The sequence below is a fragment of the Acinetobacter celticus genome (genome assembly GCF_001707755.1).
In the GTDB taxonomy this organism is placed as follows: domain Bacteria; phylum Pseudomonadota; class Gammaproteobacteria; order Pseudomonadales; family Moraxellaceae; genus Acinetobacter; species Acinetobacter celticus.
On sequence record NZ_MBDL01000008.1, the window covers coordinates 328,791 to 351,936 of the forward strand.

Sequence of the window (23,146 nt, forward strand, 5' to 3'; positions counted from 1 at the left end):
TTTCTGATTATGTCGAAAGTCACTGTAGTTAAAAAAAATACTGGCGGAACCATTGCTCAAAACAAGCGTGCCCGTCACGATTATTTTATTGAAGAGAAATTTGAAGCTGGACTTTCTTTGCAAGGCTGGGAAGTTAAATCGCTTCGTGCAGGTCGTATGACCTTAAGTGAAAGCTATATTACCTTTAAAAATGGTGAGGCTTATTTATTCGGTGCTCAAGTGCAACCGTTGCTTAGTGCATCTACACATATTGTGCCTGAAGCACGTCGCACACGTAAACTTTTACTCAGTAAGCGTGAACTTGAAAAATTAATGGGTTCAGTCGAGCAAAAAGGTTATTCGTGTGTGCCTTTAGCCTGCTACTGGAAAGGCCGTTTAGCCAAATTGGAAATTGCTTTGGTTAAAGGTAAACAGTTGCATGATAAACGTGCAACTGAAAAAGACCGTGACTGGCAACGTGATAAAGCTCGTATTTTTCATAAATAATGCCGTCATAAAAAAACCTCCATATGGGGGTTTTTTTATTGCATGCGCGAAAAAAACTTCAAATTGTCATCATCATTTTATGAAAATTTTCAATGACTCGATCAATGCTTAGCCACTGCACTCATTTAAATTTTTTAAACTATACATATAAGCTGACTTACACGTTATTGAATTCTATTCAACATCAAAGCAAGGTATTCACCAAACCAAAGCGCTGTATCAAGATCACCTTTGGGTGGGGTAATTTCAGCAGGAGCATTATCAGACTGTGTCATCAAACCTAAAAAGCTCGACATACGGTTTAAATCTTCCGTCCCACGTCCCGTCGGCATCATGGGTAAACCCGCCCACAGCATGCCGTGTTGCATGGCAAATAAATTAATTTGCTGTAATACCGCCAGTTTATCACCACTTAAACCGCCACCATTGGTAAACCCTGCCGCAAGTTTGCCTTGCCATGTTCGCGCTAACCAACGTTTGGAAGATTGCTCCATGAACAGTTTCAAACCAGAAGTAAGACTTCCCATATAGGTTGGACAACCAAATACAATGGCATTCGATTGATCCAGAACATCCCAATCTATATGTTCAATATTCATGCAATGTACTTGCACACCAACTTGCGTCGCACCTTGAGCAATAAAAGACGCGACCTTTGCTGTATGTCCGTACGGACTATGATAAACAATTGCGAGAGATTTTTTGGATAAAGACGCACTTAAAGACATAGGAATTAAAAATCTACAGATTCAGTCAAGTTTAGCATTTTCATGCCATGAAAACGAATGTCGCCATACGCCCAGTTTTAGGGGCGCGACGATAAGAAAAATAATCTTTAGCTTGTAAATAAGAGCATTGATCGCCACCCAATACTGTTTTTACCCCCTGTAATGCAAGGATATAACGTGCAATGGCATATAAGTCTGCATAAAACTTATCGGCTTTAATACCCACCTTAAATGCACGGTCTAATTCAGGATATTTTGTGCAGAAGGCTTGTTTAACTTCTGCACCAATCTCAAAACTGTCCTGACATATCGCAGCACCTAACCACGCCCAAGCAGGTGGGCTTTGCATGGTTTCAATGGTGGTTTCAATAATACCGTTAGCCAATCCGCGCCAACCCGCATGCAAATTAGCAATTTCAGTGCCTTCTGCATTACCCAAAACCACAGGCAAACAATCGGCAGTCATCATCATTAAGGCATGACCCGCAGTTTGTGTGACCAAGCCATCACCCTCTAATGCATTAAAAGGAATTTCTGCATTAATGGTGTGGCAAATGGTGCTGTGGGTCTGTGTCATCCAAGTAACTTTTTGAACGCCATAGCAGGAAAACTCTTCCAACAATGCCATACGATGTTGTTGGACACGTTGCGAATCATCATTTACATGCAATGCCAAGTTAAAACCCGCTAACTCTGGTGTTTTAGTCGCTAAGGTTTTTTCATGGTGTACTTGGGTCTGTCCAACATAAATTCCTTTCGGTAACCCTTGAACAAATTGCATGTCATATTCCTTTAAAAATGAATCATATCAACTAACAGATTGGACATTAATAGGTTTTATTTTCAGTACGTAGAACCTCAACCAAATGTGTCAAATCATCTGGCCAAGGCGCTTCAAACATCATTTCTTCACCTGTACGCGGATGCACTAGACCCAATTTGGCCGCATGCAGGGCCTGACGTTTAAAGCCACGCAAGGTGTCTGTCAAAAGTTCAGAGGCACCAGCTGGGACACGTACACGGTTCATGTAGACTTGGTCACCCACAAGGCCATGACCAAGATAACTAAAGTGCACACGAATTTGGTGAGTACGTCCAGTTTCTAAACGCGCTTGAATACGCGTGAAATGCTGAAAACGCTCTTTCACATTGTAGTGCGTTACCGCGTCTTTACCGCCTGGCAAAATAGCCATTTTAGTACGATCAACAGGATGACGTTTAATTGGCTCATCAATTGTGCCACCTGCAATAATGGCACCATAAGCAATTAAGTCATAAACACGGTAAACGGTTTTTTTAGCCAGTTGTTTGCTTAATGCAAATTGCGCTTCAAGATTTTTGGCAATAACCAATAAACCCGAAGTGTCTTTATCAATACGGTGTACCAAACCTGCACGCGCCAGCTCAACAGATTTAGGATAATGAAATAAAATTGCATTAACCAAAGTTCCGGTAATATTACCAGCCCCTGGATGTACGACCATACCAACAGGCTTATTAATCACCATAAGATCATTATCTTCATAGATAATATCTAAAGGAATATCTTCAGGCATACTTGTGGTTTGCGGTTCCAGTTCAACATCTAAGGTGAGTAACTCATTGCCCTCAGATTTATACTTTGGCTTTACGCTGTTACCATTTACTAACAAATGGCCGTCTTTTAGCCACTGTTTAAGTTTTTCACGCGAAAAGTCAGGCCATACTATGGCTGCAACTTGATCAATTCGCTGCCCTAAAAAGCTTTCATCCAGTTGAAATTGCAACGATAAACGTGTTGCAGTTGCGTCTGAATTATGGTTATCTGCTTCCTCTGAATCTTCAAGTAAGTTGAAATCAGTTTCAGGGAGTGTTGCATTAGAAGATTGTGCTTGAGTCATTTGATCATTCAGGCAAAAGTGGTTTAATAGTGTAATTGTAGCTCATTGCCAGTATTAACAGAGGAATTTTTATGTCGCTACCGCATTATAAAATGACAATGCTTGCGCTAACCCTTGGCATTGCAACAGCAATGGCGGGTTGTAGTAGCAATCCAAAAAAAGATGTGGTCGATACTGGTCCGCAATCCAGCGAACAAGTTTATATAGAAAAAGCAAAAAAAGCGCTTGATCGTCATCAATATACTGACGCGGCTAAACATTTAGAAGCCTTAGAAACTTACTATCCAACAGGCGACTATGCAACACAGGCACAATTGGAATTATTGTATGTAAAATTTCAGCAAAAAGACTATGAAGCCGCAATTGCACAGGCAGAGCGTTTTATTCGTTTAAATCCGCAACATCCACATGTAGATTATGCTTACTATATTCGTGGCGTATCGAACATGGAACAAAACTATGATGGTTTGTTACGCTATACTTCGTTAAAGCAATCACACCGTGATGTCAGCTATCTTAAAGCGGCTTATCAAAACTTTGTAGACTTTATTCGTCGTTATCCATCAAGCACTTATGCAGTAGATGCAGCGCAACGGATGAAATTTATTGGTCAAGAACTGGCTGAAAGCGAAATGAATGCCGCGCGTTTTAATATTAAACGTAAAGCATATTTAGCCGCTATTGAGCGTTCACTTTGGGTGGTTGAACACTACCCACAAACACCACAAATTCCTGAAGCATTGGCCACCATTGCTTATGGTTACGACAAACTAGGCGATAAAGCCACGTCGCAACAATATATTAATGTATTGAAACTCAACTACCCAGAGCTAGTAAAATCTGACGGTACGGTTAATATGCGTGCTGCGCGTAGTGAAGGAAGTTTATTCAACCGCGTTACACTGGGCGTATTTGGTGCAGAAGGTTTAACTCACTCTGAACAAGCTGAAGTTAAAAACACTAACATTGAAAATGAAAAGCGTAGTCTAAGCAACCGATTATCTTTCGGTCTATTAGATCGTCCAAAAGCAGAATCGACAGACATTGCAAAACCTGTGGAATAAAATCACCTACCATTAAAGGTCGATTTTTCATGAAGGGCAAGTTATCATACTTGCCCTTTTATCTTTTCAGCTAAATTTTGCATTGCTTGATCTGACTGCTTAAAAGGTATACAAACTAACAATCAACTTATGTGCAGTTTTGCCAATTAAAACCGCAACGGCATTCTATTTTTAAACAATTTTTTAGATGATATTGATAAAACAGCATGGCGATTCCTCAGCACACCATTGATCAAATTTTAGATCGCACCGATATTGTCGATGTGATTGGTCAATTTGTGAAATTAAAAAAGACAGGCCGAACCTATTCGGGTTGCTGTCCGTTTCACCAGGAAAAATCGCCCTCTTTTCATGTCTATCGTGACAAACAGTATTTTCACTGTTTTGGTTGTCAGGCCAATGGTAATGCCATTCGTTTTTTAATGGATGTTGGTAGCCGAAATTTTATTGAGGTGATGAAAGACCTGTCTAGCCAAACAGGCATTGAACTTCCTAAAGACAATCAAGATTCAAATAAACTTAAATATAAACGCGAAGCGCCACAGCCGAAAGCACCTACTAAAATTGAAGCTTCCGTCCCATCACTAGAAAATAATACGTCGACAACTTTCGAGCATGATCCTTTTGCAGAATTCCAAGCTCAAGATGATGTTTTTTACGGCAATGACCCATTTACAGCTTTTGAGCAATCGACAGCACCAGAACAAACCGCCCAAGACGGCAATTTATACGATTTACTGGAAAATATTGCGCAGTTTTACGAAAGCCAACTTCCTCATAGCCAAATTGCCCAGCAATATTTTAAGCAACGTGGTCTGTCCAAAGAAACCATTGCTTACTGGCGCTTAGGCTATGCACCAGAAGATTGGCAACATTTAGAAAAAGCTTTTCCACAAGATATTAGTGGCTTAAAGTTATTGGGTTTAATTCGAACCAGTGACAGTGGCCGTGACTTTGACTTATTGCGCGAACGAGTTATTTTTCCTATTCGCGATGCTAAAGGTCGTGTGGTTGGTTTTGGTGGTCGTGCATTAAACGACGAAATTAAACCGAAATATATCAACTCCCCCGACTCTGAAGTCTTTCATAAAAACCAGTTGCTTTACGGCTTGTACGAAGGTCGTAAGCAAAAAGCCCAAGAATGGCTAATGGTTGAAGGCTATATGGATGTCATTGCTTTACAGCAATATGGCATTGCAGGTGCAGTCGCGACCTTAGGCACAGCCAGCAACACCGAACATTTAAATATTTTATTTAAGCAAAGCAGTCGTATTACCATTGCTTTCGATGGCGATGCTGCAGGGCAAAAAGCCGCACGTCGCACCTTAGAAATTGCTCTCCCCTTGCTCAATGATGGTCGCGAACTCAAGTTTTTTGTACTCCCGAATGATCATGATCCTGACTCACTGATTCGACGTGAAGGGATTGAAAACTTTAGACGGCTTTTAGCCACCTCGCCTTTGCTGTCTGAGTTTGTTTTTGCTCATTTAACACAAAATCACAACGTGGCGTCGCCTGAAGGTAAAAGTCAGGTGATGGGTGATTTACGTCAACTGACGGAACTTTTGCCTAAAACAGGGTCTTATCGCTACCTTTTACAGCAATATTTTCGTGAAAAACTCGGCTTTAGCCGTAAATGGCAACCGCAGGTCAATAATGATGCATCACTGAGTTTTAGTACCAAAATTGATGCTGAAGAATATGTGATTGCTATTTTGATCAATCATCCCTATTTGTATATTCATTTTGAGCCTTTGCGTGCATTGATTTCACCAGATCTATTGCTGTTCAAAATTTTAAATATTTTTAATATTATTTTTGATGATTTACCAGATGATCCTGAACTGTCTACCTATTATGCTTTAGGTGCATGTGCTTCCTATCATCATGAATTACAAAATATTTTGGAACATGCCAACATTGGTGACTACACATCATCACCTGAACAAGCTGACAAATTAGCTGCCGATTTTTCAACCAAGCTACAATATGAATGCTTGCAACAAAAAATCAAATCTAAAAAGTTCTCAAGTCTGGCCGAAATGCGTAATTTAAAACAGAAAATTTATGAAATAGGTAAAAAAAGATCATTAACCCTGCTAGATGAATAAAATATTCATCTACAGTTCAAAGCAACAATCTTTAGCTTATGGAATTTAAAATTTAGTTTGAATTATTTTTTAGGTTTACGTCGTTTTTGTGCAACTTCAGTTAAATCCTGTTCTAACATTTCAAAGTAAGATGGGTCTTCTGCTGTTGCTGCATGACGAAGCGCAATAGACGTTGGATGTAATAATTTATTGGTCAAGCGATAAGAAAGCTCTTGCAATACCTGCTCAGCAGATTCGCCCTTTTGTAATTGCGCCAATGCTAAAGCCAATTCTTCCTGTCTTAAATATTCACCCTGTTCACGATAGGCATGAATGGTCGGCCCAGCCAAATTGACTTTTTGTTGCGTTACCAATTCAGTCGCCAACTGATTAACCATGACTTCTGCTTCGACTGCAGCTTGACGACGTTGCGCTAAGTTTTCATCAATTACACTTTGTAAATCATCGACACCGTATAAATATACGCCATCCAAGGTTTCTACTTTGGCCTCAATATCACGAGGTACAGCTAAATCTACCAAAAGCATTTGCTTATAGCGACGTTTTTTTAGCGCAACTTTTACATCTTTAAAGTAAATCACTTGATGCAAACTGCCCGTACAACTGGAAATCACATCCGCACGGTGTAGGTTATTCGCAAGATCATCAAATTCAATAATTTCGACTTCAACACGATGTGCAATTTCCTGCGCCAGAACTTCTGCACGGCTACGTGTTCGATTACAGATAATGACTTTACCCACACCCATTTCTGCCAAATGCTTAGCAACCAAGCTATTCATTTCACCCGCAGCCACAATTAACACCGTCAGTTGCTCAGGTTTACTAAACACTTGTAAGGCCAATTGCGCAACCGAATAGCCCATAGACACTGCATGGCTACCCACAGCAGTTTCAGAACGCACACGTTTGGCCGCATAAAAGGCATATTCAAAAATTCGGTTTAAATTTGGCGAAACTGTTTCAGCTTCTTTCGCTAAAGTCAGTGCAGTTTTAACCTGACCCAAAATTTGCGGTTCGCCCAGCATTAACGAGTCTAAACCACTCGACACCCGTATAAGATGTGTTACCGCTTGCGCATTTTCATAACGATAAACATGATTTGACAGTTGTTTCACATCAAGATGATTTGCTTGGGCAAGCCAATTTAATACCATATCTGCATTTTCAGACATAGCATAAACTTCAGTTCGATTACATGTAGAAACCACCACCATATCGTTTAAATCGGCAGTCGAGTTCTGTTGCGCAAGTAAAGCACTTAACTTTTCAGGGTTAAATGCAATTTTTTCGCGCAATTCTACAGAGGCGGTTTGATGGTTGACACCCAATGCAAAGAAAGACATATCAGATCATCATTTCGCTAAATTTATGCTATTGTGCAATATCGGTGTCATAAAAAGCATTACTTGGATCAAGAAAAATTGCGTCAAATAAATAGCCGACTCAGCGGCGCGACAATTAAGCACTATTCTACCACATTCTTGCTGGTCGGTAGCATGGCTTCCAGTGCTCAAGTCCGAGCATTTGGAGAAGTTTATCATGCAAATTCAAGCTATGATGCCATAAAACAAAGCATGATTGCAGAGTTTGCACTTGCATATCAAGATATTCCCACTGCTTTACATAACTATACTGTCCTTGCCATTAAAAGCAATTCCACTGCTGTAAAACAGCGCGCACTCAACATCGCGCTAGACCATAACGATTTACAAGCCGCTTTAGACATTGCAACGCATTGGGTTGTACAGGAACCTGAAGATGTTCCTGCTTTGTTCTATTTGTCACATATTGCACTCAAAGCACATGAATATGAGTTGGCTGCAGAAACCCTTGATAAAATTTTAAATATTGACCCAAATGCAGACTTGGAACAAATTTTAGCGGGTATTTCTCCTGAATCGACAGAGGATCGTGACTTTTTAATACGTGCACTACGCACCAGTAAAGAAAATCATAATCCATCAATTTTGGTGCTCATTGCAGGCTTAGAAGCCCAAAATGGTCAACTGAATGAAGCACTAACGACCATTAACCACGCATTAAAAAAACGCCCTAAAGCAACAGGCTATATTTTAATGAAAGCCAATTTACTTACCGCAATTGGCAACGAGGTCGAAACCTTAAAATGGTATGAAAAATCAAGCCAAAAGCATCGTAGCAATATGGAAGTTCGTTTAGCCGAAGCCAAATACTTAATCAAAATCAATCAATCTGAACTGGCCCTCACCAAACTAGAAGATATTTTAAAAAAATGGCCCAAAGCAGAAGAACCTCTGTTTATTGCAGGCCTCACCAGTATTGACTTAGAACAATATGAAAAAGCTGAAAAATATTTAGTTGAATTGCGTTATTCGGCACAATATCAAAATGAAGCTTATTATTATTTGGCTGTTAACGCAGAACGCAAAGAGCATTTTGAAACAGCAAAAGCCTATTATCGTTTGGTCGATGGCAGTCTATATACCGTGTCTAGACGCAATATGGTGAATATTTTTGCCCAGCAAGAAAAACTCAATGATGCCTTGCGCTTTTTAACACAGGAACGGGTGAACTATCCGCAACATGCCAGCTTTCTCTACTTGGCGCAGGCTGATATTTTAAAACGCATGAACAATAAAAAAGCGGCAATTCGTCTCTTAGATGAGGCCGTCAAAAATCTTCCTGATGATCCTGAACTGATTTATGCAGAAGTTTTACTTTTAGACCCATTTCAAGAGCGCGATAAACTCGATAAATTACTCAAAAATTTATTGATTATTGAACCAAATAGCCCAACCTACCTGAATGCGTATGCTTATACTTTAGCCTTACAAAACCATCGCTTAGATGAAGCACGGACATATGTAGAGCACGCTCTAGAGTTCGCGCCTGAACAGGCCTCTATTTTAGATACTTTAGGCTATATTTGCTTTCTACAAAATGACTTTGTGACTGCAACAGCGGTGCTAAAACAAGCATATGAACTAAGTGGTAGTTCAAAAATTGGCGTTCGTTATGCACGTTCTATTTACATGCAAGGTGATCTCCCCGAATTTAGTCGTGTGTTACAACAACTCAAACAAAAACATCCGAATGATCCTCAGTTAGATCAATTAAGTACGTTATTGTTACCTCAGCAAATTAAAAAGAGTTAAAAGCCCTGCTATGCGCACCATTTCAAAATTTTGCATCTCCGCACTTGTGGCCAGTACTTTGGTATTTACAGGCTGTCAGCAGTATATCCAACCGCAAGAGCAGACAACGACGCCAGTGGTTGAAGCACCAAATCAATTCAATTTACAAGGTAAAATTGGCGTTCGCACACCGCAGCAATCGGGTAGCGCATTTTTTACCTGGGTACAAGAACAAGATGAATTTGATATTGAGCTGAGTGGCATTTTAGGTGTAGGTAAAACACAAATTAATGGCAAACCTGGTGCAGTAAGCCTGCAAAGTGCCAAAACAGGTTTAATTATGGCAGCGACGCCTGAAGAATTACTAGAACGCGCAACAGGTTGGCAAGCTCCCATTACGCATTTAGTCAAGTGGGTACAAGCCAAACCTGCCACCGCACATGCACAGCTCAGTAAAGATGAAAGCGGACGAGCCACGCAAATTATAGAAGATGGTTGGGTAGTCGACTTAAGTTACGACAATAATGCCACTTTGCCAAACAAACTCATCCTCAAGCAAGCACTTGAAACAGGAAAAGAAAACCGCATTACAATGATTATTCAGAACCGTTAGTGCTAATTGATATGATCAGAGTTCCCTCTCCTGCCAAACTCAACCTGTTTCTGCATATTACGGGTCGCCGTGAAAATGGCTATCATGAATTGCAAAGTATTTTCCAACTCATTGACTTATACGATTGGTTGGAATTCAAGCAAACAACTTCAGATCAAATTTGCATTGATGGGTTACAAAGCGTCGAATTAGAACAAAATTTAATCTATCGCGCTGCACTCATGCTGTTGCCTTTTGCACAAACACCAAGTGGCGTCCAAATTAAAATTGAAAAAAACATTCCGATGGGGGCTGGTCTTGGTGGCGGTTCGTCTAATGCTGCTTCCACACTGATTGTGCTTAATCAATTATGGCACTGTGGCTTAAATACTGAACAACTGGCTGAATTAGGTGTCAAATTAGGTGCCGATGTACCAATTTTCATTCATGGACGCAATGCATGGGCTGAAGGAATTGGTGAACACTTAACATTCATAGACTTAGATCAAAAACAATACATAGTGCTAAAACCTGACTGTTTTATCAGCACTCAACTGCTTTTTTCACAAAAAACATTGACAAGAGACACGAAGCCTACTAAATTTTGCGCCTATCAGCTAACGCCATCTAATTTTGGTAATAACTTTGAGCCAGTGGCAAGAAGTTTATATCCTAAAGTAGATGAAGCAATGCAGTATTTAGATCAGTTCGGTACAGCAAAGCTTACAGGTACAGGTGCTTGTGTTTTTGTTGAGATAAATGAAAAAATGAATGTTCATGACATTCTGAAAAATGCGCCATGTAAATCTTACTTGGTTAGCAGTTTAGCAGAATCGCCATTATGTCATTTTGAAGTTTAATAGGGGCGTCGCCAAGTGGTAAGGCACCGGGTTTTGATCTCGGCATCCGTTGGTTCGAATCCAGCCGCCCCTGCCAATTAAATTCACCTGTAAGATGATCTGTATTAGGGGTATCGCCAAGTGGTAAGGCACCGGGTTTTGATCTCGGCATCCGTTGGTTCGAATCCAGCTACCCCTGCCATTTTACAGTCATCGCATTAGGGGCGTCGCCAAGTGGTAAGGCACCGGGTTTTGATCTCGGCATCCGTTGGTTCGAATCCAGCCGCCCCTGCCATTTCATCAAAAAGACAGAACACACTTTTGCTACTTATCTGTTAAAACACCTTGACAGAACAGTTCAAAAATATTAGAATTCTGCCGCATTAGGGGTATCGCCAAGTGGTAAGGCACCGGGTTTTGATCTCGGCATCCGTTGGTTCGAATCCAGCTACCCCTGCCATCTATTTTCTATATATATCAACCGCCAAGGGTGCTTCATGCCCAATCTTGTCGTTTTTAGTGGAACTGCGCATCCACAATTCGCTCAAAAAGTCGTTAGCCACTTACACATTCCTTTAGGTGCTGCTGCTGTTTCAACATTTTCTGATGGTGAAATTGCTGTAGAGATCACTGAAAATGTGCGTGGTAAAGACGTATTTGTCGTACAGCCAACTTGTGCCCCAACGAATGATAACCTTATGGAAATCTTAGTTATGGCAGACGCTTTGCGCCGTGCAAGTGCTGGTCGTATTACAGCTGTCATTCCTTACTTCGGTTATGCTCGTCAAGACCGTCGTCCTCGTTCAAGCCGTGTGCCAATTACTGCAAAAGTTGTAGCAGATATGCTAACAACTGTAGGCATTGACCGCGTAGTGATGATCGACCTTCATGCAGATCAGATTCAAGGCTTCTTTGACATCCCTGTAGACAATATCTATGGTACGCCAGCGCTTTTAGCTGACCTCCGTCAACAGTCACATGACAACTTAATGGTTGTTTCTCCTGACGTTGGTGGTGTTGTTCGTGCCCGTGCTGTTGCCAAACAAATGGGTGATATTGACCTTGCAATCATCGATAAACGCCGTCAAAAAGCAAATGAATCACAAGTGATGCATTTAATTGGTGATGTTCGTGATCGTGACTGCGTCATTGTAGATGACATGGTTGATACTGCTGGAACTCTATGTAAAGCTGCTGATGCACTAAAAACTTTTGGTGCGCGCCGTGTTGTTGCTTATGCAACTCACCCAGTACTTTCAGGTAAAGCTATCGAGAACTTGAAAAACTCTGTTATTGATGAATTGGTTGTTACTGACACCATTCCTCTTTCAGATGAAGCAAGAGCTCTTGGTAAGATTCGCCAAGTTTCAGTTGCCAGTATGGTTGCAGAAACAATTCGTCGCATTAACAACGAAGAATCTATTAGCGCAATGTTCGATTCTTATTTATAAGACAGCGCCAATTTTAAAGCCTTGCTCTTTTAGCAAGATTTTCTATTGCTGAACTGGTCGAAAGTTCAGCTCAATTAAACTTAAATAGGATGTCTATCATGGCAAACTTCGTATTAAACGCAGCAGCACGTGAAGAAGCAATTCAAGGGAAAGGTTCGAGCCGCCGCCTTCGTTTAGCAAGCAAAGTTCCAGCAATTATCTATGGTGGCGCAGCTGAACCTGTAGCTGTAACTTTAGAGCTTCGTGAACTTGTTAAAGCTTTAGAAAGCAATGCTTTCTTTGAAGAAGTAATTGAAGTTAAAGTTGGCGATAAAGTTGAAAGCGTTAAAATCAAAGCGTTACAACGTCACCCAGCTAAAAATACACCTATGCACGCTGACTTTGTTCGCGCATAAGTATTTAATGGTATAAATTAGTGTCAAATATTTCACTGATTGTAGGTTTGGGCAACCCTGGTAAAGAGTATGCCCAAACTCGCCATAATGCAGGCTTCTGGTTCGTAGAACGCCTAGCAGAACAATATGGTATTTCCCTCAAAGCGGACCCAAAATTCAATGGAATTAGCGGTCGTGGCAATATTGAAGGTCAAGACGTTCGTCTACTATTGCCATCAACCTTTATGAATGCCTCTGGCAAAAGTGTTGTGCCCTTCACAAAATTCTATAATATTGCTCCAGAAGCAATGCTCATTGCACACGATGAACTCGATATGAATCCAGGTGTGATCCGCTTAAAAACTGCTGGCGGTCATGGTGGTCATAACGGCTTAAAAGACATTGTCCCTCACTTAGGTCCAAACTTTCACCGTTTGCGTATTGGCATTGGTCATCCGGGCTCTAAAGAGCGTGTCTCTGGACATGTCCTCAGCAAAGCGCCTAGTAGCGAACAAAACCTCATGGATGATGCCCTTGCACATGCTTTGTCTCGTATAAAATTACTGACAAACGGTGACATACAGCAAGCCATGAATCAAATCAATGCTTACAAGCCAAACTGATCGTTCTACAAATTATTGGGTAAAGCTTATTGCCATGGTGCTTTTTTCAGAGCAAAATGCGCATGCAGTTTAATACTGACCCAGTTCCAACTGATTGTTTTAATTGTAAGATAAAGATCTTAGATCCACCAAGGAGACGCCAGCCATGCTATCTCGTTTATTAAAAGCTAAAATTCACCGTTGCGTGGTCACACAAGCAGAATTGCATTATGAAGGTTCATGTGCAATTGACGGTATTCTCTTAGATTTAGCCGGAATCCGTGAGTATGAAGAAATTCATATTTGGAACGTGACGAATGGTAAACGTTTTACAACTTATGCCATCCGTGGTGAAGAAGGTTCAGGCATTATTTCTGTCAATGGTGGCGCTGCACATCAAGCAGATGTTGGCGATTTAATGATTATTGCAACTTTTGGTGATTTCACCATCGCGGAAGCAAATGCGCACAAACCGCGCTTAGTGTATGCAAACCCGAACAACACAGTAAACCACACGGCAAACTGTATTCCTGTTCAAGTTGCATAAACGAAAACAGATTTTAAAAGCTCACTTTAAAGTGGGCTTTTTTATTGCCTCATTTATCAACAGCCTCTTTCGTTCTAAATATAAAACTCATCGGACTATAAAAACATATCTCTTCATTGATATAAGATGGCTATAATGACCTTACATCGCTTCAGGGCGGGGTGAAATTCCCCACCGGTGGTAAATTCAGTAGCACTCAGTTCTAACTGATTCAGCCCACGAGCCTATCTTAAATTCATTTTTTGATTCGCAGATTTGGTGAAATTCCAAAGCCGACGGTATAGTCCGGATGAAAGAAGACGACGTAATCCATTTCAATTGTGGTTTGTTCTGCAAATGATTTGCTACGCCTATTTTATGTCCTGAAATGTTCAATCGTACTTTAAAACTTACGCGAGCGTTTCAATGTCTAGTTTAATTCAACCCGAAATTTTCTTTTCAACACTTCCTCCTGCTGAGCAACGTCTTCAGCAAGCACTTGAAGATATGCGCCAAGGTAAACCCGTCTTAGTGATGGATGATTTTGACCGTGAAAATGAAGCAGATTTAATTATCGCTGCTGAAACATTGAATGTCGAAACTATGGCCCGTATGATCCGTGATGGTTCAGGAATAGTTTGTCTAACTTTGACTAATGAATTGGCCAATCATCTTGAACTACCAGCCATGGTTTCAGATAACTCCAGTCAGTTTAGAACAGCCTTTACCGTGACAATTGAGGCGGCTGAAGGGGTAACGACAGGCGTTTCAGCCAAAGACCGTACAACAACCATTCATGCAGCCATTAAAGATGGTGCTATCGCCAGTGACTTAAACCGTCCTGGGCACGTATTCCCTTTACGCGCACGTGATGGCGGTGTATTAACACGTAGAGGCCACACAGAAGGTAGCGTTGATCTGGCACGTTTGGCTGGCTTAAAACCTGCTGGTGTACTTTGCGAAGTCACCAATCCAGACGGTTCTATGGCCTCGGGTATTCAAGTTTTAGCGTATGCTCAAACACATCAATTAACACTTATTACGATTGAAGAAATTGTGCAATATCGCTTAGCCCACCAATGTTAATTTGCCTTGATGAAGCCCTATAAATGAACAATGGCTAAACGATAAATTCATCGCACCCTCTCCTTTTAGGCTTCAATAAAAATCCCAGTGAGTATTTCGCTGGGATTTTTTATATCAATCAAAACACTATCGTTGTAAAGAAAACCATTGAGGATATAAAAAGGTTTCTATCAGACACTAAATTTGCATCTAAACCGCTACATTTTTAATATTTGATGCTTTTAAAATAGTCGTGGCTAAATGTCAGACAAAACTATAAGCGTGGGTATAGACACGATAATCATTACAACAACTGGTCAGCAACAAATACCCAAATATTCATTTAAAAACAAATACCCAAATTAAATTAGACGTGAAGTTAATCGTCCTCTTCTACTCTATGAATTAAATGATAGCTCATGCCGTCGGCACGTAAAAAAGCCAAATCATAACTGGCCGTTGCAAGTGCCAGCACACGTCGCTCAAACTCATCCCAAAGTGGGCGAACTTGCTTGTAATGAATTCCTAAACCGCTGGCATCGGTAAAATGGCGGTTTTTTTCACACAATTTAAGCGCGTGATACAGTTTTCGACCACGACTGGCATCTGGCCGTAAGCGAACACGTTTGGACAGGACAAAACCTTCAACATGACGCAAATCTGCTAGTGGTAACATTGGAACAAGAATTTGATCGAGCTGCGCATCTAGTCGCTTCCAGATCGTCGTATGTTGCTCGGGCGTGTAGGTATTCCATCGAATTACTTCATGGTTAAAGCGCCGACACCCTCGACACACAGCGTCCCCAAATACCGTCGAACAACGTCCCGCACATGGGGTTAATGAGGCAATTCGGCGATCCGCAGTCAAAACATGCTCCTAATCAATCATAAAATCTACAACATCGGGGTCAAACCCGACAGGCCAAGAATATACACGCTCTCTAGGCAGATGAGAAGTTGTTAATATCCGTCGCATGACTCGCATATTCTGGTAATTCCAGTTAAAATGTACGCCTTTAAATTCTCGTCTTAATTAATTGGAGTATCCATGAACGCTACTGTAGAACAGCTTGCACCTGTAGAACAGCACGCGGTCTCTGACTGGGTTGTTGCAGCACTTTATCAATTCAAAGAAGTTCAAAATTCTGCTGATTTACAGCAACGTCTTTTAGATTTGGTAAAAACCATCAACCTATGCGGTACTCTTATTGTTGCAGATGAAGGAATTAACGGCACAGTTGCTGGTGACCGTAAATCGGTGGATAGCATTCATCAATTTCTTTTAAATGAAGGTTTTACAACAATGGAATACAAAGAGTCTTTCAGCTCTGAAAAACCATTTCGTAAAATGAAAATTAAGCATAAAAAAGAAATTGTGACTTTAGGTGTTGAAGTTAAACCACGCGACTTAGTTGGTCACTATTTAGACCCCAAAGAATGGAATGACTTGATTGCCCGTGATGATGTCATTTTAGTCGATACACGTAATGACTATGAATACAAAGCAGGTACATTTAAAGGCGCGATTGACCCTAAAACTGAATCATTCCGTGACTTTCCAGAATATGTGAAACAAAATTTAGCAGACCACAAAAATAAAAAAATTGCGATGTTCTGTACAGGTGGCATCCGTTGTGAAAAATCAACGTCTCTCCTATTGCAAGAAGGCTTTGAAGAGGTTTATCACCTGAAAGGTGGCATTCTAAAATACCTCGAAGAAACCCCAGCAGAAGAAAGTATGTGGGAAGGTGAATGTTTTGTATTTGATGGCCGTACCGCTGTTACACATGGCATGGAAGAAGGCGAAAATATTAAATGTCACGCTTGCGGTTGGCCACTACTTCCAGAAGAAGTAGAACTTCCTAGCTATGAACATGGCGTATCGTGCAAATATTGCATCGACAAAACCACTGATCAACAAAAAGCGGGATTCCGTATGCGTCAATCACAAATTGCTGCCGCTAAACGCAAACGTCTATAAGCATTACAGCCGATAGAACATTTTTTTAATAACCCTCTTTTTGAGGGTTATTTTATTTATACTATCAAGATGAATAATCAAAAAATTAAGGTATGGATTACAGCACTCAATGACTTATCAACTGTCTAAAACTGATTGTGTTATCTACACTTTCAACCCTTTACGGCAAAGTGAATAGCGCTTAGGATAATTCCATCAAATTGGAATTTTCATCGTTATGAATGTCACCGAATGGATTATATCCATCATGGAACAACTGGGTTACCTCGGTATTGCTTTACTGATGTTTTTAGATAACATTTTCCCACCCATCCCTTCTGAAATTATTATGCCTTCCGCAGGCTACACAGCGTCACAAGGTCAACTACTACTCAGTGGGGTCATTGTTGCAGGGTGTATCGGCTCATTGGTTGCCGCCGCCCTACTCTATTGGATTGGCTATCTCTTCAATCACGATGCAATCTTTCGTTTTGTCGACCGTTATGGTAAATACCTGTTTATTCAATCTGAAGATGTTAAAAAATCTCTACTCTGGTTTGAAAAATATGGACATCGAATTGTTTTTTTGGGACGCATGATTCCTGCTGTTCGTTCACTGATTAGCATTCCTGCTGGCATGAGTCGTATGCCATTTTGGAAGTTCATGCTTTACAGTAGCTTAGGAACTATTATCTGGACAACCTTCTTGGCTTGTGTCGGGTTTTACTTTGGTGAAAATCAAGCACTTATGCAGCAAATTTTCAGTCAAGTGGGTTATGTTATTATTACGATTGTTATTTTAGCTCTGTTATGGCTTTTCTATCGTAAACTCAAAAATAAAAATATTTAGAGCGCTACTCAGTGTGGTTTGAAACAACAAATATTTTTAAATAAAGCATATTTTTCACATTACTAGCATGGTTAATCCATTGTCATTTTTAAGCTTTCTAAGGGGATATAAAAACATATGAAACATTATTTATGGATATTTACAGGCGCGTACACAGCAGCTCTCATTGTTTTTGGAATTCTCTCTACATTCATTAGCATAGGAAGTAGTAGTGGCGCTCCAACGCTTATGGTTGGTGGTTTTTTTACGGCTTGGCATTTTGTTAAGCGAGAAAAGCGTATACCAACGGCCGATGAAAAGATTCAACTTATTTGGGGATCCATCGCCTGTACATTTATTATCAGTGCGTTATTGGTTTTTATTTTTGCATTGGCAACAGGAACAAGCGAAGCAATCATTGCAAGCTTACAACTTATACCGATGTGGATTTGGCTCCTTGCTATAGCATTTATTACCCTGATTGAATTCGCAGTGTTTTATTTTAGTTATGGCTGGTTTGCAATAAAATGTGTAGAAGGACAGAATAAAAAACATCAACGCTAATCTTACAAATTCATAAACACAGAATATAAAAAAGCACCTTAAAAAGGTGCTTTTTTATATATGCGCTGAATTAAGTTGGTGTGTGATACATCAAATACAATTCATTTAAATTCGCTGGAATTTCTTCTGCAAGCTCGTCCATTAACTGGCCGTTGCGACGGAAAGTTTCCATTTGAGGATCTTCATCATCGACACCACTGAACACCATAATAGGTAAAGTTAAGTCGACCAATTGTTCTTCAAATTCTTCTGTAAACCAAGCATCTTCGTTTAAGAACATGGCATCAACAAAACCAACGCTCCAATCACCCAAGCTTGACTCTACATCTGCTTCTTCAATCTCGAAAGGAAACTCAATTCCTTCTTCATTCGCCAAGTTTTGACGAATAGATTCTAACCATACTTTTATTTGTTCGATGACTTCGGCAGGCACTTTCTTTTGATTACTATCAAAAAGTTCATCCAACCATTTGGCAAATGCTGGGCCAACAGCAATTGCACACAAGAAACCATGAGTTGCTGCAAAATCTAGACCATGCTCATTTTGGTCACCATCTAGATATTCACTCAACAAGTCTAAATCTAAAGCACTCATTTAAAATCCGAACGTAGAAACTTAAAAGCGAAGCATAGCATTTTCAAACGCTATGCTACATATGAATTTAATCATCATCGCCATCTAAATCATCATCGTCGAAATCATAATCAAATTCTTTTAATTCACGTTCTAAACGGCGCTGTGCAAGAAGATCATCGATAAGGCGACGTTTTTCCAGCGATTCCTTTGCACTTATCTTGCTGCTGGTTGCTTCATCGAAATTAACGTCATCATCACTGAAGCTATCGTCTAGTTCAAAATCTGTAGAAGACACTAAAAATTACCTCATGAATGAAAAATATAAAGGTCCTAGCCGCTATTTATCTTTGTTCCAAAAACTTGTCAAGTTTTTTTCGCATTTATTACAATTAAATTACTTTTAGGGCTTTTTTTCTGCCTATTTTATGTGGCATGATATAATCCACCCTGCGTCCTTCTATTTTTTGAATGCTTTCAAAATAGAATACGTACGGGATGAACTTGAAAACAACAATTTCACCCCCATCTATATGACAGAATTTATATTTTATTAGACAAATTGGTCTAAAATTTTTCTAATAGAATACGCAAAGCTATCCACAAACGAATTTATCTGAATTGTGCAATTATGCACGGTTTTTTACTGCCACTGATTCAATGAAGAGTAAGCAAAGATGAGCGAGACAACTTCCCCTACTTCACAAGTAGCGGCTCTGATTAGCCGAGGCAAAGAGCAAGGTTACTTAACTTTTGCTGAGGTTAATGATCATCTTCCGGACTCGATCACGGAAAGTGAACAGATTGAAGACATCATTCAAATGTTGAATGACGTTGGTATTCCTGTACATGACCGCGCACCTGAAACTGACGATACAATGTTTGAAGGTGGCAATGAAGCCACTGACGAAGTTGCCGAAGAAGAAGCTGCAGCAGTACTTGCATCTGTTGAAAACGAGCCTGGTCGTACCACTGACCCTGTACGTATGTACATGCGTGAAATGGGTACCGTCGAACTATTAACGCGTGAAGGCGAGATTAGTATTGCAAAACGTATTGAAGAAGGTATTCGAGACGTTCTTCATTCTATTGCTTACTGGCCAAACGCTGTTGAAGTTGTACTACAAGAATACAAAGATTATGAAGCAGGCGAACGTCGTCTTGCCGATATCCTTTCTGGTTATTTAGACCCTGAAAGTGATGAAGTTATTCCAGAAGTTTTGGAAGAAGAAGCTGAAGAAACAGTAACTGAAAGTGTTGCTACTTCAAAATCAACCAAAGACGTAAAATTGGATGATGATGAAGAGGAAGAAGAAGCTGAAACTACAGAGGAAGAATCTGAAGGCGAATCAGGGCCAGATCCTGAAATTGCCAAAGCACGTTTCACTGAACTTGAAAATGCGTGGAAAAACTCAAAAGTAATTTTTGAAAAGCATGGCCGTGACAGCAAAGATGGCGAAGAAGCACTTGAAGCATTGGCATCTGTGTTTATGATGTTCAAGTTCACACCGCGCCTGTTTGAAATTATTTCTGAACTGATTCGCGGTACACACGAACAAATTCGCACCTCTGAACGTGAAGTAATGCGTTATGCAATCCGCCGTGGTCGTATGGATCGTACACAGTTCCGTACCTCGTTCCCAGGTCAAGAATCAAATTTTGCTTGGTTAGATGAGCAAATTGCCAAAGCGCCTGCTGATCAAAAAGCATATTTGGAAAAAGTTCGTCCAGACATTACGGCATTCCAGCAAAAAATTGCTGATATTGAAAAAGAATTAGGTTTAGATGTTAAAGGCATCAAAGACATTTCTAAACGTATGGCTGTCGGTGAAGCGAAGGCCCGCCGTGCGAAAAAAGAAATGGTTGAAGCAAACTTACGTTTGGTAATTTCGATTGCGAAAAAATATACCAACCGTGGTCTGCAATTCCTCGACTTGATTCAAGAAGGTAATATTGGCTTGATGAAAGCGGTAGACAAGTTTGAATACCGCCGTGGTTATAAGTTCTCGACTTATGCAACGTGGTGGATTCGTCAGGCGATTACCCGTTCGATTGCTGACCAAGCACGTACCATTCGTATTCCAGTACACATGATTGAAACGATTAACAAAATCAACCGTGTGTCACGTCAGCTTCTTCAAGAAATGGGCCGTGAGCCAACACCTGAAGAATTGGGTGAACGTCTGGAAATGGACGAAGTTAAAGTCCGTAAAGTGCTTAAAATTGCCAAAGAACCAATTTCGATGGAAACGCCAATTGGTGATGATGAAGATTCGCATTTAGGTGACTTCATTGAAGATGGTAACATTACCTCTCCAATTGATGCTGCGACTTCTGAAGGCTTAAAAGAAGCGACACGTGAAGTGCTTGAAAACTTAACTGAACGTGAAGCGAAAGTATTGAAAATGCGTTTTGGTATTGATATGCCAACCGATCATACTTTGGAAGAAGTAGGTAAACAGTTTGACGTAACACGTGAACGTATTCGTCAGATTGAAGCCAAAGCTTTACGTAAATTACGTCACCCTTCTCGTTCTGAACACTTACGTTCATTCTTAGAAAATGACTAATTTTCGATAATACCGATGGGGGCTTGAAAAACTATCTTGCATCCCCATTTAGTATTAAAAGACAGACAACGCCTGCATTCATGCAGGCGTTTGATATAAGGGGATTACTATGACCATGTTAGACCGTACGCCATCTCGCGAGCTTCAAGAAGATCTTTGGGTTTTCCCTATGGATTATCCAATTAAATTAATTGGTAGCGCAGGCGTAGAACTACACGGTGCTGTCGTAGAAATTTTAGTGAAACACTTCCCCGAGTTTGATGCTACAAGCTTAGCTGTACAGCCTTCTCGCACAGGAAAATATCACTCAATTACCGCGCAGCTTCGTTTTGAAGAGCTTGAACAAGTGCATCTATTATATGCTGACCTTGCTGCCTGCCCTCTCATTAAAACTGCACTGTAATTGCATCAAATAAAATAAAAAAACACGCCATTCAGCGTGTTTTTTTATGCTTAATCATAAATGAATTACAGATCTGACTGCCCCATCTAACCAACAATTCTTTATAATAGGCAGCATAAATTTTAATGAACAAGGACGCCATTGACGTGACTGATATGGTTCTCAAACCCGCTTTGATTATTCGTCAATATAATCAACTCACCCCTTATGAAGAGCGCTTTCTTGAAATGAAAGCGCTGACAGAACAACGGGATGAAAACACTCCAGATGAATTATGGATTTTGCAACATCACGATGTTTTAACCCAAGGTCAAGCCGGTAAACCTGAACATATCCTCATGCCAACGAATATTCCTGTGGTACAAACAGACCGTGGTGGCCAAGTCACTTGGCATGGCCCTGGACAACTGGTTGCCTACTTCATGTTTGATTTAAACCGTTTGGGATGGAATGTACGAAGTTTAGTGTCTTATGCAGAAAATTTAATGATTGATCTGCTGAAAAAACATGACATTCAAGCCTATGCCAAAGCTGATGCACCGGGCGTCTATGTCAATGAGCGAAAAATTGGCTCACTTGGTTTTAAAATTCGAAAAGGGCGCTCTTATCATGGCCTTGCCCTGAATATTGATTGCGATTTATTTGGTTTTCACAGCATCAACCCTTGTGGTTATGCAGGACTGGAAATGGTACGTATTCAAGATTTAGTACAAAATTATCCTAAATTTGAAAACTTATGTGCTGACATCATTGAAACATTACAAAACAGCGGTTACTTTAAGGAAGTTAGCGTCGAACAGCGATAAAGCTTTTGCTTTCGACACAAAAATAAATTAGAGTATTTACTCTAAATATAATATTTAAAAAGGGATGATCGCGTGATTGCAACAAAATCCGTAAAGCCCGCTTTGCAACTAACCTATGTCAAACTCATGATGGACGTGATTGGCAGAGGTTTAGTCATGGCAAGCCAAGTCGATGATGAAGTGAAGCAAGAAGTGTCTAAATTTCCAGAAAATTTTACACTCTCTATGAATGTATTCCCGCACGGCCCTGCTTTTATTGCACGTGTAACCAGTAATCAACAATTAGAATTGGTGCCCAACTTAGCCACCAAGCCTGATTTAACCATTACATTTAAACATTTAAGCCACGCATTTTTAGTATTTTCTTTTCAAGAAAGCACTGCACAGGCTTTTGCCAACGACCGTATGATTGCCGATGGTGATATTTCCTATGCAATTCGCTTAGTACGTTGTCTAAATAAAATGGAATCGTTGATTTTGCCAAAATTAATTGCAGAACTTGCAGTTAAAGAATATCCAAATAATTTAAGCCTAAAAGAAAAATTAACTGGAGCTGCCAGTATTTATTTAAAAGTAGCTCAATCTTATTTCACACGGAGTGCCTAA

The 23,146-nt window shown here is 40.3% G+C and carries 25 protein-coding genes, 4 tRNA genes and 1 riboswitch; of the genes, 22 read left to right on the plus strand and 7 right to left on the minus strand.

Features of this window, described 5'->3' with window-relative positions; all coding sequences use genetic code 11:
* The first annotated feature begins 9 nt into the window (after positions 1-9).
* Positions 10-486 (plus strand): SsrA-binding protein SmpB, encoded by a 477-nt coding sequence (gene smpB, locus BBP83_RS05680; RefSeq protein WP_068886430.1) that lies wholly within the window; start codon positions 10-12, stop codon positions 484-486.
* A 164-nt stretch (positions 487-650) separates the two neighbouring features.
* Here smpB and BBP83_RS05685 read toward each other — a convergent pair whose 3' ends face one another.
* Genes BBP83_RS05685 through rluD form a run of 3 tightly spaced genes read right to left on the minus strand, consistent with a single transcriptional unit; the run spans position 651 to position 3,094 of the window.
* Positions 651-1,214 (minus strand): flavodoxin family protein, encoded by a 564-nt coding sequence (locus tag BBP83_RS05685; protein WP_068886431.1) that lies wholly within the window; start codon positions 1,212-1,214, stop codon positions 651-653.
* A gap of 40 nt (positions 1,215-1,254) precedes the next feature.
* A complete protein-coding gene (gene pgeF / locus BBP83_RS05690; protein ID WP_068886432.1) occupies positions 1,255-1,995 on the minus strand; it encodes a peptidoglycan editing factor PgeF in 741 nt (246 codons plus the stop codon).
* A gap of 46 nt (positions 1,996-2,041) precedes the next feature.
* Positions 2,042-3,094, minus strand: a complete 1,053-nt coding sequence (gene rluD, locus BBP83_RS05695) for a 23S rRNA pseudouridine(1911/1915/1917) synthase RluD (protein WP_068886433.1) — start codon at positions 3,092-3,094, stop codon at positions 2,042-2,044.
* Between the two features lie 71 nt (positions 3,095-3,165).
* Here rluD and BBP83_RS05700 point away from each other — a divergent pair, with 71 nt between their 5' ends.
* Together BBP83_RS05700 and BBP83_RS05705 are read left to right on the plus strand one after the other, a co-directional pair.
* A complete protein-coding gene (locus BBP83_RS05700) occupies positions 3,166-4,158 on the plus strand; it encodes an outer membrane protein assembly factor BamD (RefSeq protein WP_068886434.1) in 993 nt (330 codons plus the stop codon).
* A gap of 206 nt (positions 4,159-4,364) precedes the next feature.
* Positions 4,365-6,269 carry a DNA primase gene (locus tag BBP83_RS05705; RefSeq protein WP_068886435.1) on the plus strand — a complete coding sequence of 635 codons (1,905 nt, stop codon included), beginning with the start codon at positions 4,365-4,367 and terminating at the stop codon, positions 6,267-6,269.
* A gap of 62 nt (positions 6,270-6,331) precedes the next feature.
* On the opposite strand, the gene hemA is transcribed toward BBP83_RS05705, so the two are convergent.
* Positions 6,332-7,615: a glutamyl-tRNA reductase gene (hemA, locus tag BBP83_RS05710; protein ID WP_068886436.1), complete on the minus strand. Its 1,284-nt coding sequence runs from the start codon at positions 7,613-7,615 to the stop codon at positions 6,332-6,334.
* Between the two features lie 78 nt (positions 7,616-7,693).
* Between hemA and BBP83_RS05715 the strand changes: the two genes are divergently transcribed.
* From BBP83_RS05715 to ribB, 12 genes are all read left to right on the plus strand, one after another.
* Positions 7,694-9,406 carry a tetratricopeptide repeat protein gene (locus tag BBP83_RS05715; protein ID WP_068886779.1) on the plus strand — a complete coding sequence of 571 codons (1,713 nt, stop codon included), beginning with the start codon at positions 7,694-7,696 and terminating at the stop codon, positions 9,404-9,406.
* A gap of 10 nt (positions 9,407-9,416) precedes the next feature.
* Positions 9,417-9,998, plus strand: a complete 582-nt coding sequence (gene lolB, locus BBP83_RS05720) for a lipoprotein insertase outer membrane protein LolB (RefSeq protein ID WP_068886437.1) — start codon at positions 9,417-9,419, stop codon at positions 9,996-9,998.
* Between the two features lie 11 nt (positions 9,999-10,009).
* The gene (gene ispE, locus BBP83_RS05725; RefSeq protein WP_068886781.1) at positions 10,010-10,837 is read left to right on the plus strand and encodes a 4-(cytidine 5'-diphospho)-2-C-methyl-D-erythritol kinase; all 828 of its coding nucleotides are present in this window, start codon (positions 10,010-10,012) and stop codon (positions 10,835-10,837) included.
* A 1-nt stretch (position 10,838) separates the two neighbouring features.
* Positions 10,839-10,913, plus strand: a tRNA-Gln gene (locus tag BBP83_RS05730).
* Between the two features lie 30 nt (positions 10,914-10,943).
* A tRNA-Gln gene (locus BBP83_RS05735) sits at positions 10,944-11,018 on the plus strand.
* Positions 11,019-11,036: 18 nt separating this feature from the next.
* Positions 11,037-11,111, plus strand: a tRNA-Gln gene (locus tag BBP83_RS05740).
* Positions 11,112-11,201: 90 nt separating this feature from the next.
* Positions 11,202-11,276 (plus strand) — tRNA-Gln (locus BBP83_RS05745).
* Between the two features lie 37 nt (positions 11,277-11,313).
* On the plus strand, positions 11,314-12,267 hold the full coding sequence (locus tag BBP83_RS05750; protein ID WP_068886438.1) for a ribose-phosphate pyrophosphokinase: 954 nt from the start codon (positions 11,314-11,316) through the stop codon (positions 12,265-12,267).
* Between the two features lie 98 nt (positions 12,268-12,365).
* On the plus strand, positions 12,366-12,662 hold the full coding sequence (rplY, locus tag BBP83_RS05755; RefSeq protein WP_068886439.1) for a 50S ribosomal protein L25: 297 nt from the start codon (positions 12,366-12,368) through the stop codon (positions 12,660-12,662).
* 20 nt (positions 12,663-12,682) lie between these two features.
* Positions 12,683-13,264, plus strand: coding sequence for an aminoacyl-tRNA hydrolase (gene pth, locus BBP83_RS05760; protein ID WP_068886440.1), 582 nt, complete (start codon positions 12,683-12,685; stop codon positions 13,262-13,264).
* Positions 13,265-13,409: 145 nt separating this feature from the next.
* A complete protein-coding gene (panD, locus tag BBP83_RS05765; RefSeq protein ID WP_068886441.1) occupies positions 13,410-13,790 on the plus strand; it encodes an aspartate 1-decarboxylase in 381 nt (126 codons plus the stop codon).
* A gap of 144 nt (positions 13,791-13,934) precedes the next feature.
* Positions 13,935-14,095: riboswitch (FMN riboswitch) on the plus strand.
* A 100-nt stretch (positions 14,096-14,195) separates the two neighbouring features.
* Entirely contained in the window at positions 14,196-14,855 is a 660-nt protein-coding gene (ribB, locus tag BBP83_RS05770; protein ID WP_068886442.1) for a 3,4-dihydroxy-2-butanone-4-phosphate synthase, read from the plus strand.
* A 358-nt stretch (positions 14,856-15,213) separates the two neighbouring features.
* Here the strand turns inward: ribB and BBP83_RS05775 are convergent, their stop codons facing one another.
* Positions 15,214-15,702 (minus strand): DUF1289 domain-containing protein, encoded by a 489-nt coding sequence (locus BBP83_RS05775; protein ID WP_068886443.1) that lies wholly within the window; start codon positions 15,700-15,702, stop codon positions 15,214-15,216.
* A 180-nt stretch (positions 15,703-15,882) separates the two neighbouring features.
* Here BBP83_RS05775 and trhO point away from each other — a divergent pair, with 180 nt between their 5' ends.
* The 3 genes from trhO to BBP83_RS05790 all read left to right on the plus strand — a co-directional run bounded on the left by trhO (position 15,883) and on the right by BBP83_RS05790 (position 18,187).
* Entirely contained in the window at positions 15,883-16,815 is a 933-nt protein-coding gene (trhO, locus tag BBP83_RS05780) for an oxygen-dependent tRNA uridine(34) hydroxylase TrhO (protein ID WP_068886444.1), read from the plus strand.
* A 217-nt stretch (positions 16,816-17,032) separates the two neighbouring features.
* Positions 17,033-17,644, plus strand: coding sequence for a DedA family protein (locus BBP83_RS05785; RefSeq protein ID WP_068886445.1), 612 nt, complete (start codon positions 17,033-17,035; stop codon positions 17,642-17,644).
* Between the two features lie 117 nt (positions 17,645-17,761).
* A complete protein-coding gene (locus BBP83_RS05790) occupies positions 17,762-18,187 on the plus strand; it encodes an ABZJ_00895 family protein (protein WP_068886446.1) in 426 nt (141 codons plus the stop codon).
* A 70-nt stretch (positions 18,188-18,257) separates the two neighbouring features.
* Here BBP83_RS05790 and BBP83_RS05795 read toward each other — a convergent pair whose 3' ends face one another.
* Positions 18,258-18,782, minus strand: coding sequence for a YecA/YgfB family protein (locus BBP83_RS05795; RefSeq protein ID WP_068886447.1), 525 nt, complete (start codon positions 18,780-18,782; stop codon positions 18,258-18,260).
* A 67-nt stretch (positions 18,783-18,849) separates the two neighbouring features.
* Entirely contained in the window at positions 18,850-19,059 is a 210-nt protein-coding gene (locus BBP83_RS05800) for a PA3496 family putative envelope integrity protein (protein WP_068886448.1), read from the minus strand.
* Between the two features lie 379 nt (positions 19,060-19,438).
* On the opposite strand from BBP83_RS05800, the gene rpoD reads away from it, so the two are divergent.
* The 4 genes from rpoD to BBP83_RS05820 all read left to right on the plus strand — a co-directional run bounded on the left by rpoD (position 19,439) and on the right by BBP83_RS05820 (position 23,146).
* Positions 19,439-21,331, plus strand: a complete 1,893-nt coding sequence (gene rpoD / locus BBP83_RS05805; protein ID WP_068886449.1) for an RNA polymerase sigma factor RpoD — start codon at positions 19,439-19,441, stop codon at positions 21,329-21,331.
* 115 nt (positions 21,332-21,446) lie between these two features.
* Positions 21,447-21,734, plus strand: a complete 288-nt coding sequence (locus BBP83_RS05810; RefSeq protein WP_171258053.1) for a YbeD family protein — start codon at positions 21,447-21,449, stop codon at positions 21,732-21,734.
* 146 nt (positions 21,735-21,880) lie between these two features.
* A complete protein-coding gene (gene lipB, locus BBP83_RS05815; protein WP_068886782.1) occupies positions 21,881-22,540 on the plus strand; it encodes a lipoyl(octanoyl) transferase LipB in 660 nt (219 codons plus the stop codon).
* Between the two features lie 72 nt (positions 22,541-22,612).
* The gene (locus BBP83_RS05820; RefSeq protein WP_068886451.1) at positions 22,613-23,146 is read left to right on the plus strand and encodes a hypothetical protein; all 534 of its coding nucleotides are present in this window, start codon (positions 22,613-22,615) and stop codon (positions 23,144-23,146) included.

Excerpts from the sequence above, each read along its gene's own strand:
- pgeF (WP_068886432.1), bottom strand. The coding sequence starts at position 1,995 with ATGCAATTTGTTCAAGGGTTACCGAAAGGAATTTATGTTGGACAGACC.
- ribB (WP_068886442.1), top strand. The coding sequence starts at position 14,196 with ATGTCTAGTTTAATTCAACCCGAAATTTTCTTTTCAACACTTCCTCCT.
- BBP83_RS05705 (WP_068886435.1), top strand. The coding sequence starts at position 4,365 with ATGGCGATTCCTCAGCACACCATTGATCAAATTTTAGATCGCACCGAT.
- rluD (WP_068886433.1), bottom strand. The coding sequence starts at position 3,094 with ATGACTCAAGCACAATCTTCTAATGCAACACTCCCTGAAACTGATTTC.
- BBP83_RS05700 (WP_068886434.1), top strand. The coding sequence starts at position 3,166 with ATGTCGCTACCGCATTATAAAATGACAATGCTTGCGCTAACCCTTGGC.
- BBP83_RS05795 (WP_068886447.1), bottom strand. The coding sequence starts at position 18,782 with ATGAGTGCTTTAGATTTAGACTTGTTGAGTGAATATCTAGATGGTGAC.
- rplY (WP_068886439.1), top strand. The coding sequence starts at position 12,366 with ATGGCAAACTTCGTATTAAACGCAGCAGCACGTGAAGAAGCAATTCAA.
- BBP83_RS05750 (WP_068886438.1), top strand. The coding sequence starts at position 11,314 with ATGCCCAATCTTGTCGTTTTTAGTGGAACTGCGCATCCACAATTCGCT.
- trhO (WP_068886444.1), top strand. The coding sequence starts at position 15,883 with ATGAACGCTACTGTAGAACAGCTTGCACCTGTAGAACAGCACGCGGTC.
- ispE (WP_068886781.1), top strand. The coding sequence starts at position 10,010 with ATGATCAGAGTTCCCTCTCCTGCCAAACTCAACCTGTTTCTGCATATT.
- hemA (WP_068886436.1), bottom strand. The coding sequence starts at position 7,615 with ATGTCTTTCTTTGCATTGGGTGTCAACCATCAAACCGCCTCTGTAGAA.
- panD (WP_068886441.1), top strand. The coding sequence starts at position 13,410 with ATGCTATCTCGTTTATTAAAAGCTAAAATTCACCGTTGCGTGGTCACA.
- smpB (WP_068886430.1), top strand. The coding sequence starts at position 10 with ATGTCGAAAGTCACTGTAGTTAAAAAAAATACTGGCGGAACCATTGCT.
- rpoD (WP_068886449.1), top strand. The coding sequence starts at position 19,439 with ATGAGCGAGACAACTTCCCCTACTTCACAAGTAGCGGCTCTGATTAGC.
- BBP83_RS05790 (WP_068886446.1), top strand. The coding sequence starts at position 17,762 with ATGAAACATTATTTATGGATATTTACAGGCGCGTACACAGCAGCTCTC.
- BBP83_RS05810 (WP_171258053.1), top strand. The coding sequence starts at position 21,447 with ATGTTAGACCGTACGCCATCTCGCGAGCTTCAAGAAGATCTTTGGGTT.
- BBP83_RS05785 (WP_068886445.1), top strand. The coding sequence starts at position 17,033 with ATGAATGTCACCGAATGGATTATATCCATCATGGAACAACTGGGTTAC.
- BBP83_RS05685 (WP_068886431.1), bottom strand. The coding sequence starts at position 1,214 with ATGTCTTTAAGTGCGTCTTTATCCAAAAAATCTCTCGCAATTGTTTAT.
- lolB (WP_068886437.1), top strand. The coding sequence starts at position 9,417 with ATGCGCACCATTTCAAAATTTTGCATCTCCGCACTTGTGGCCAGTACT.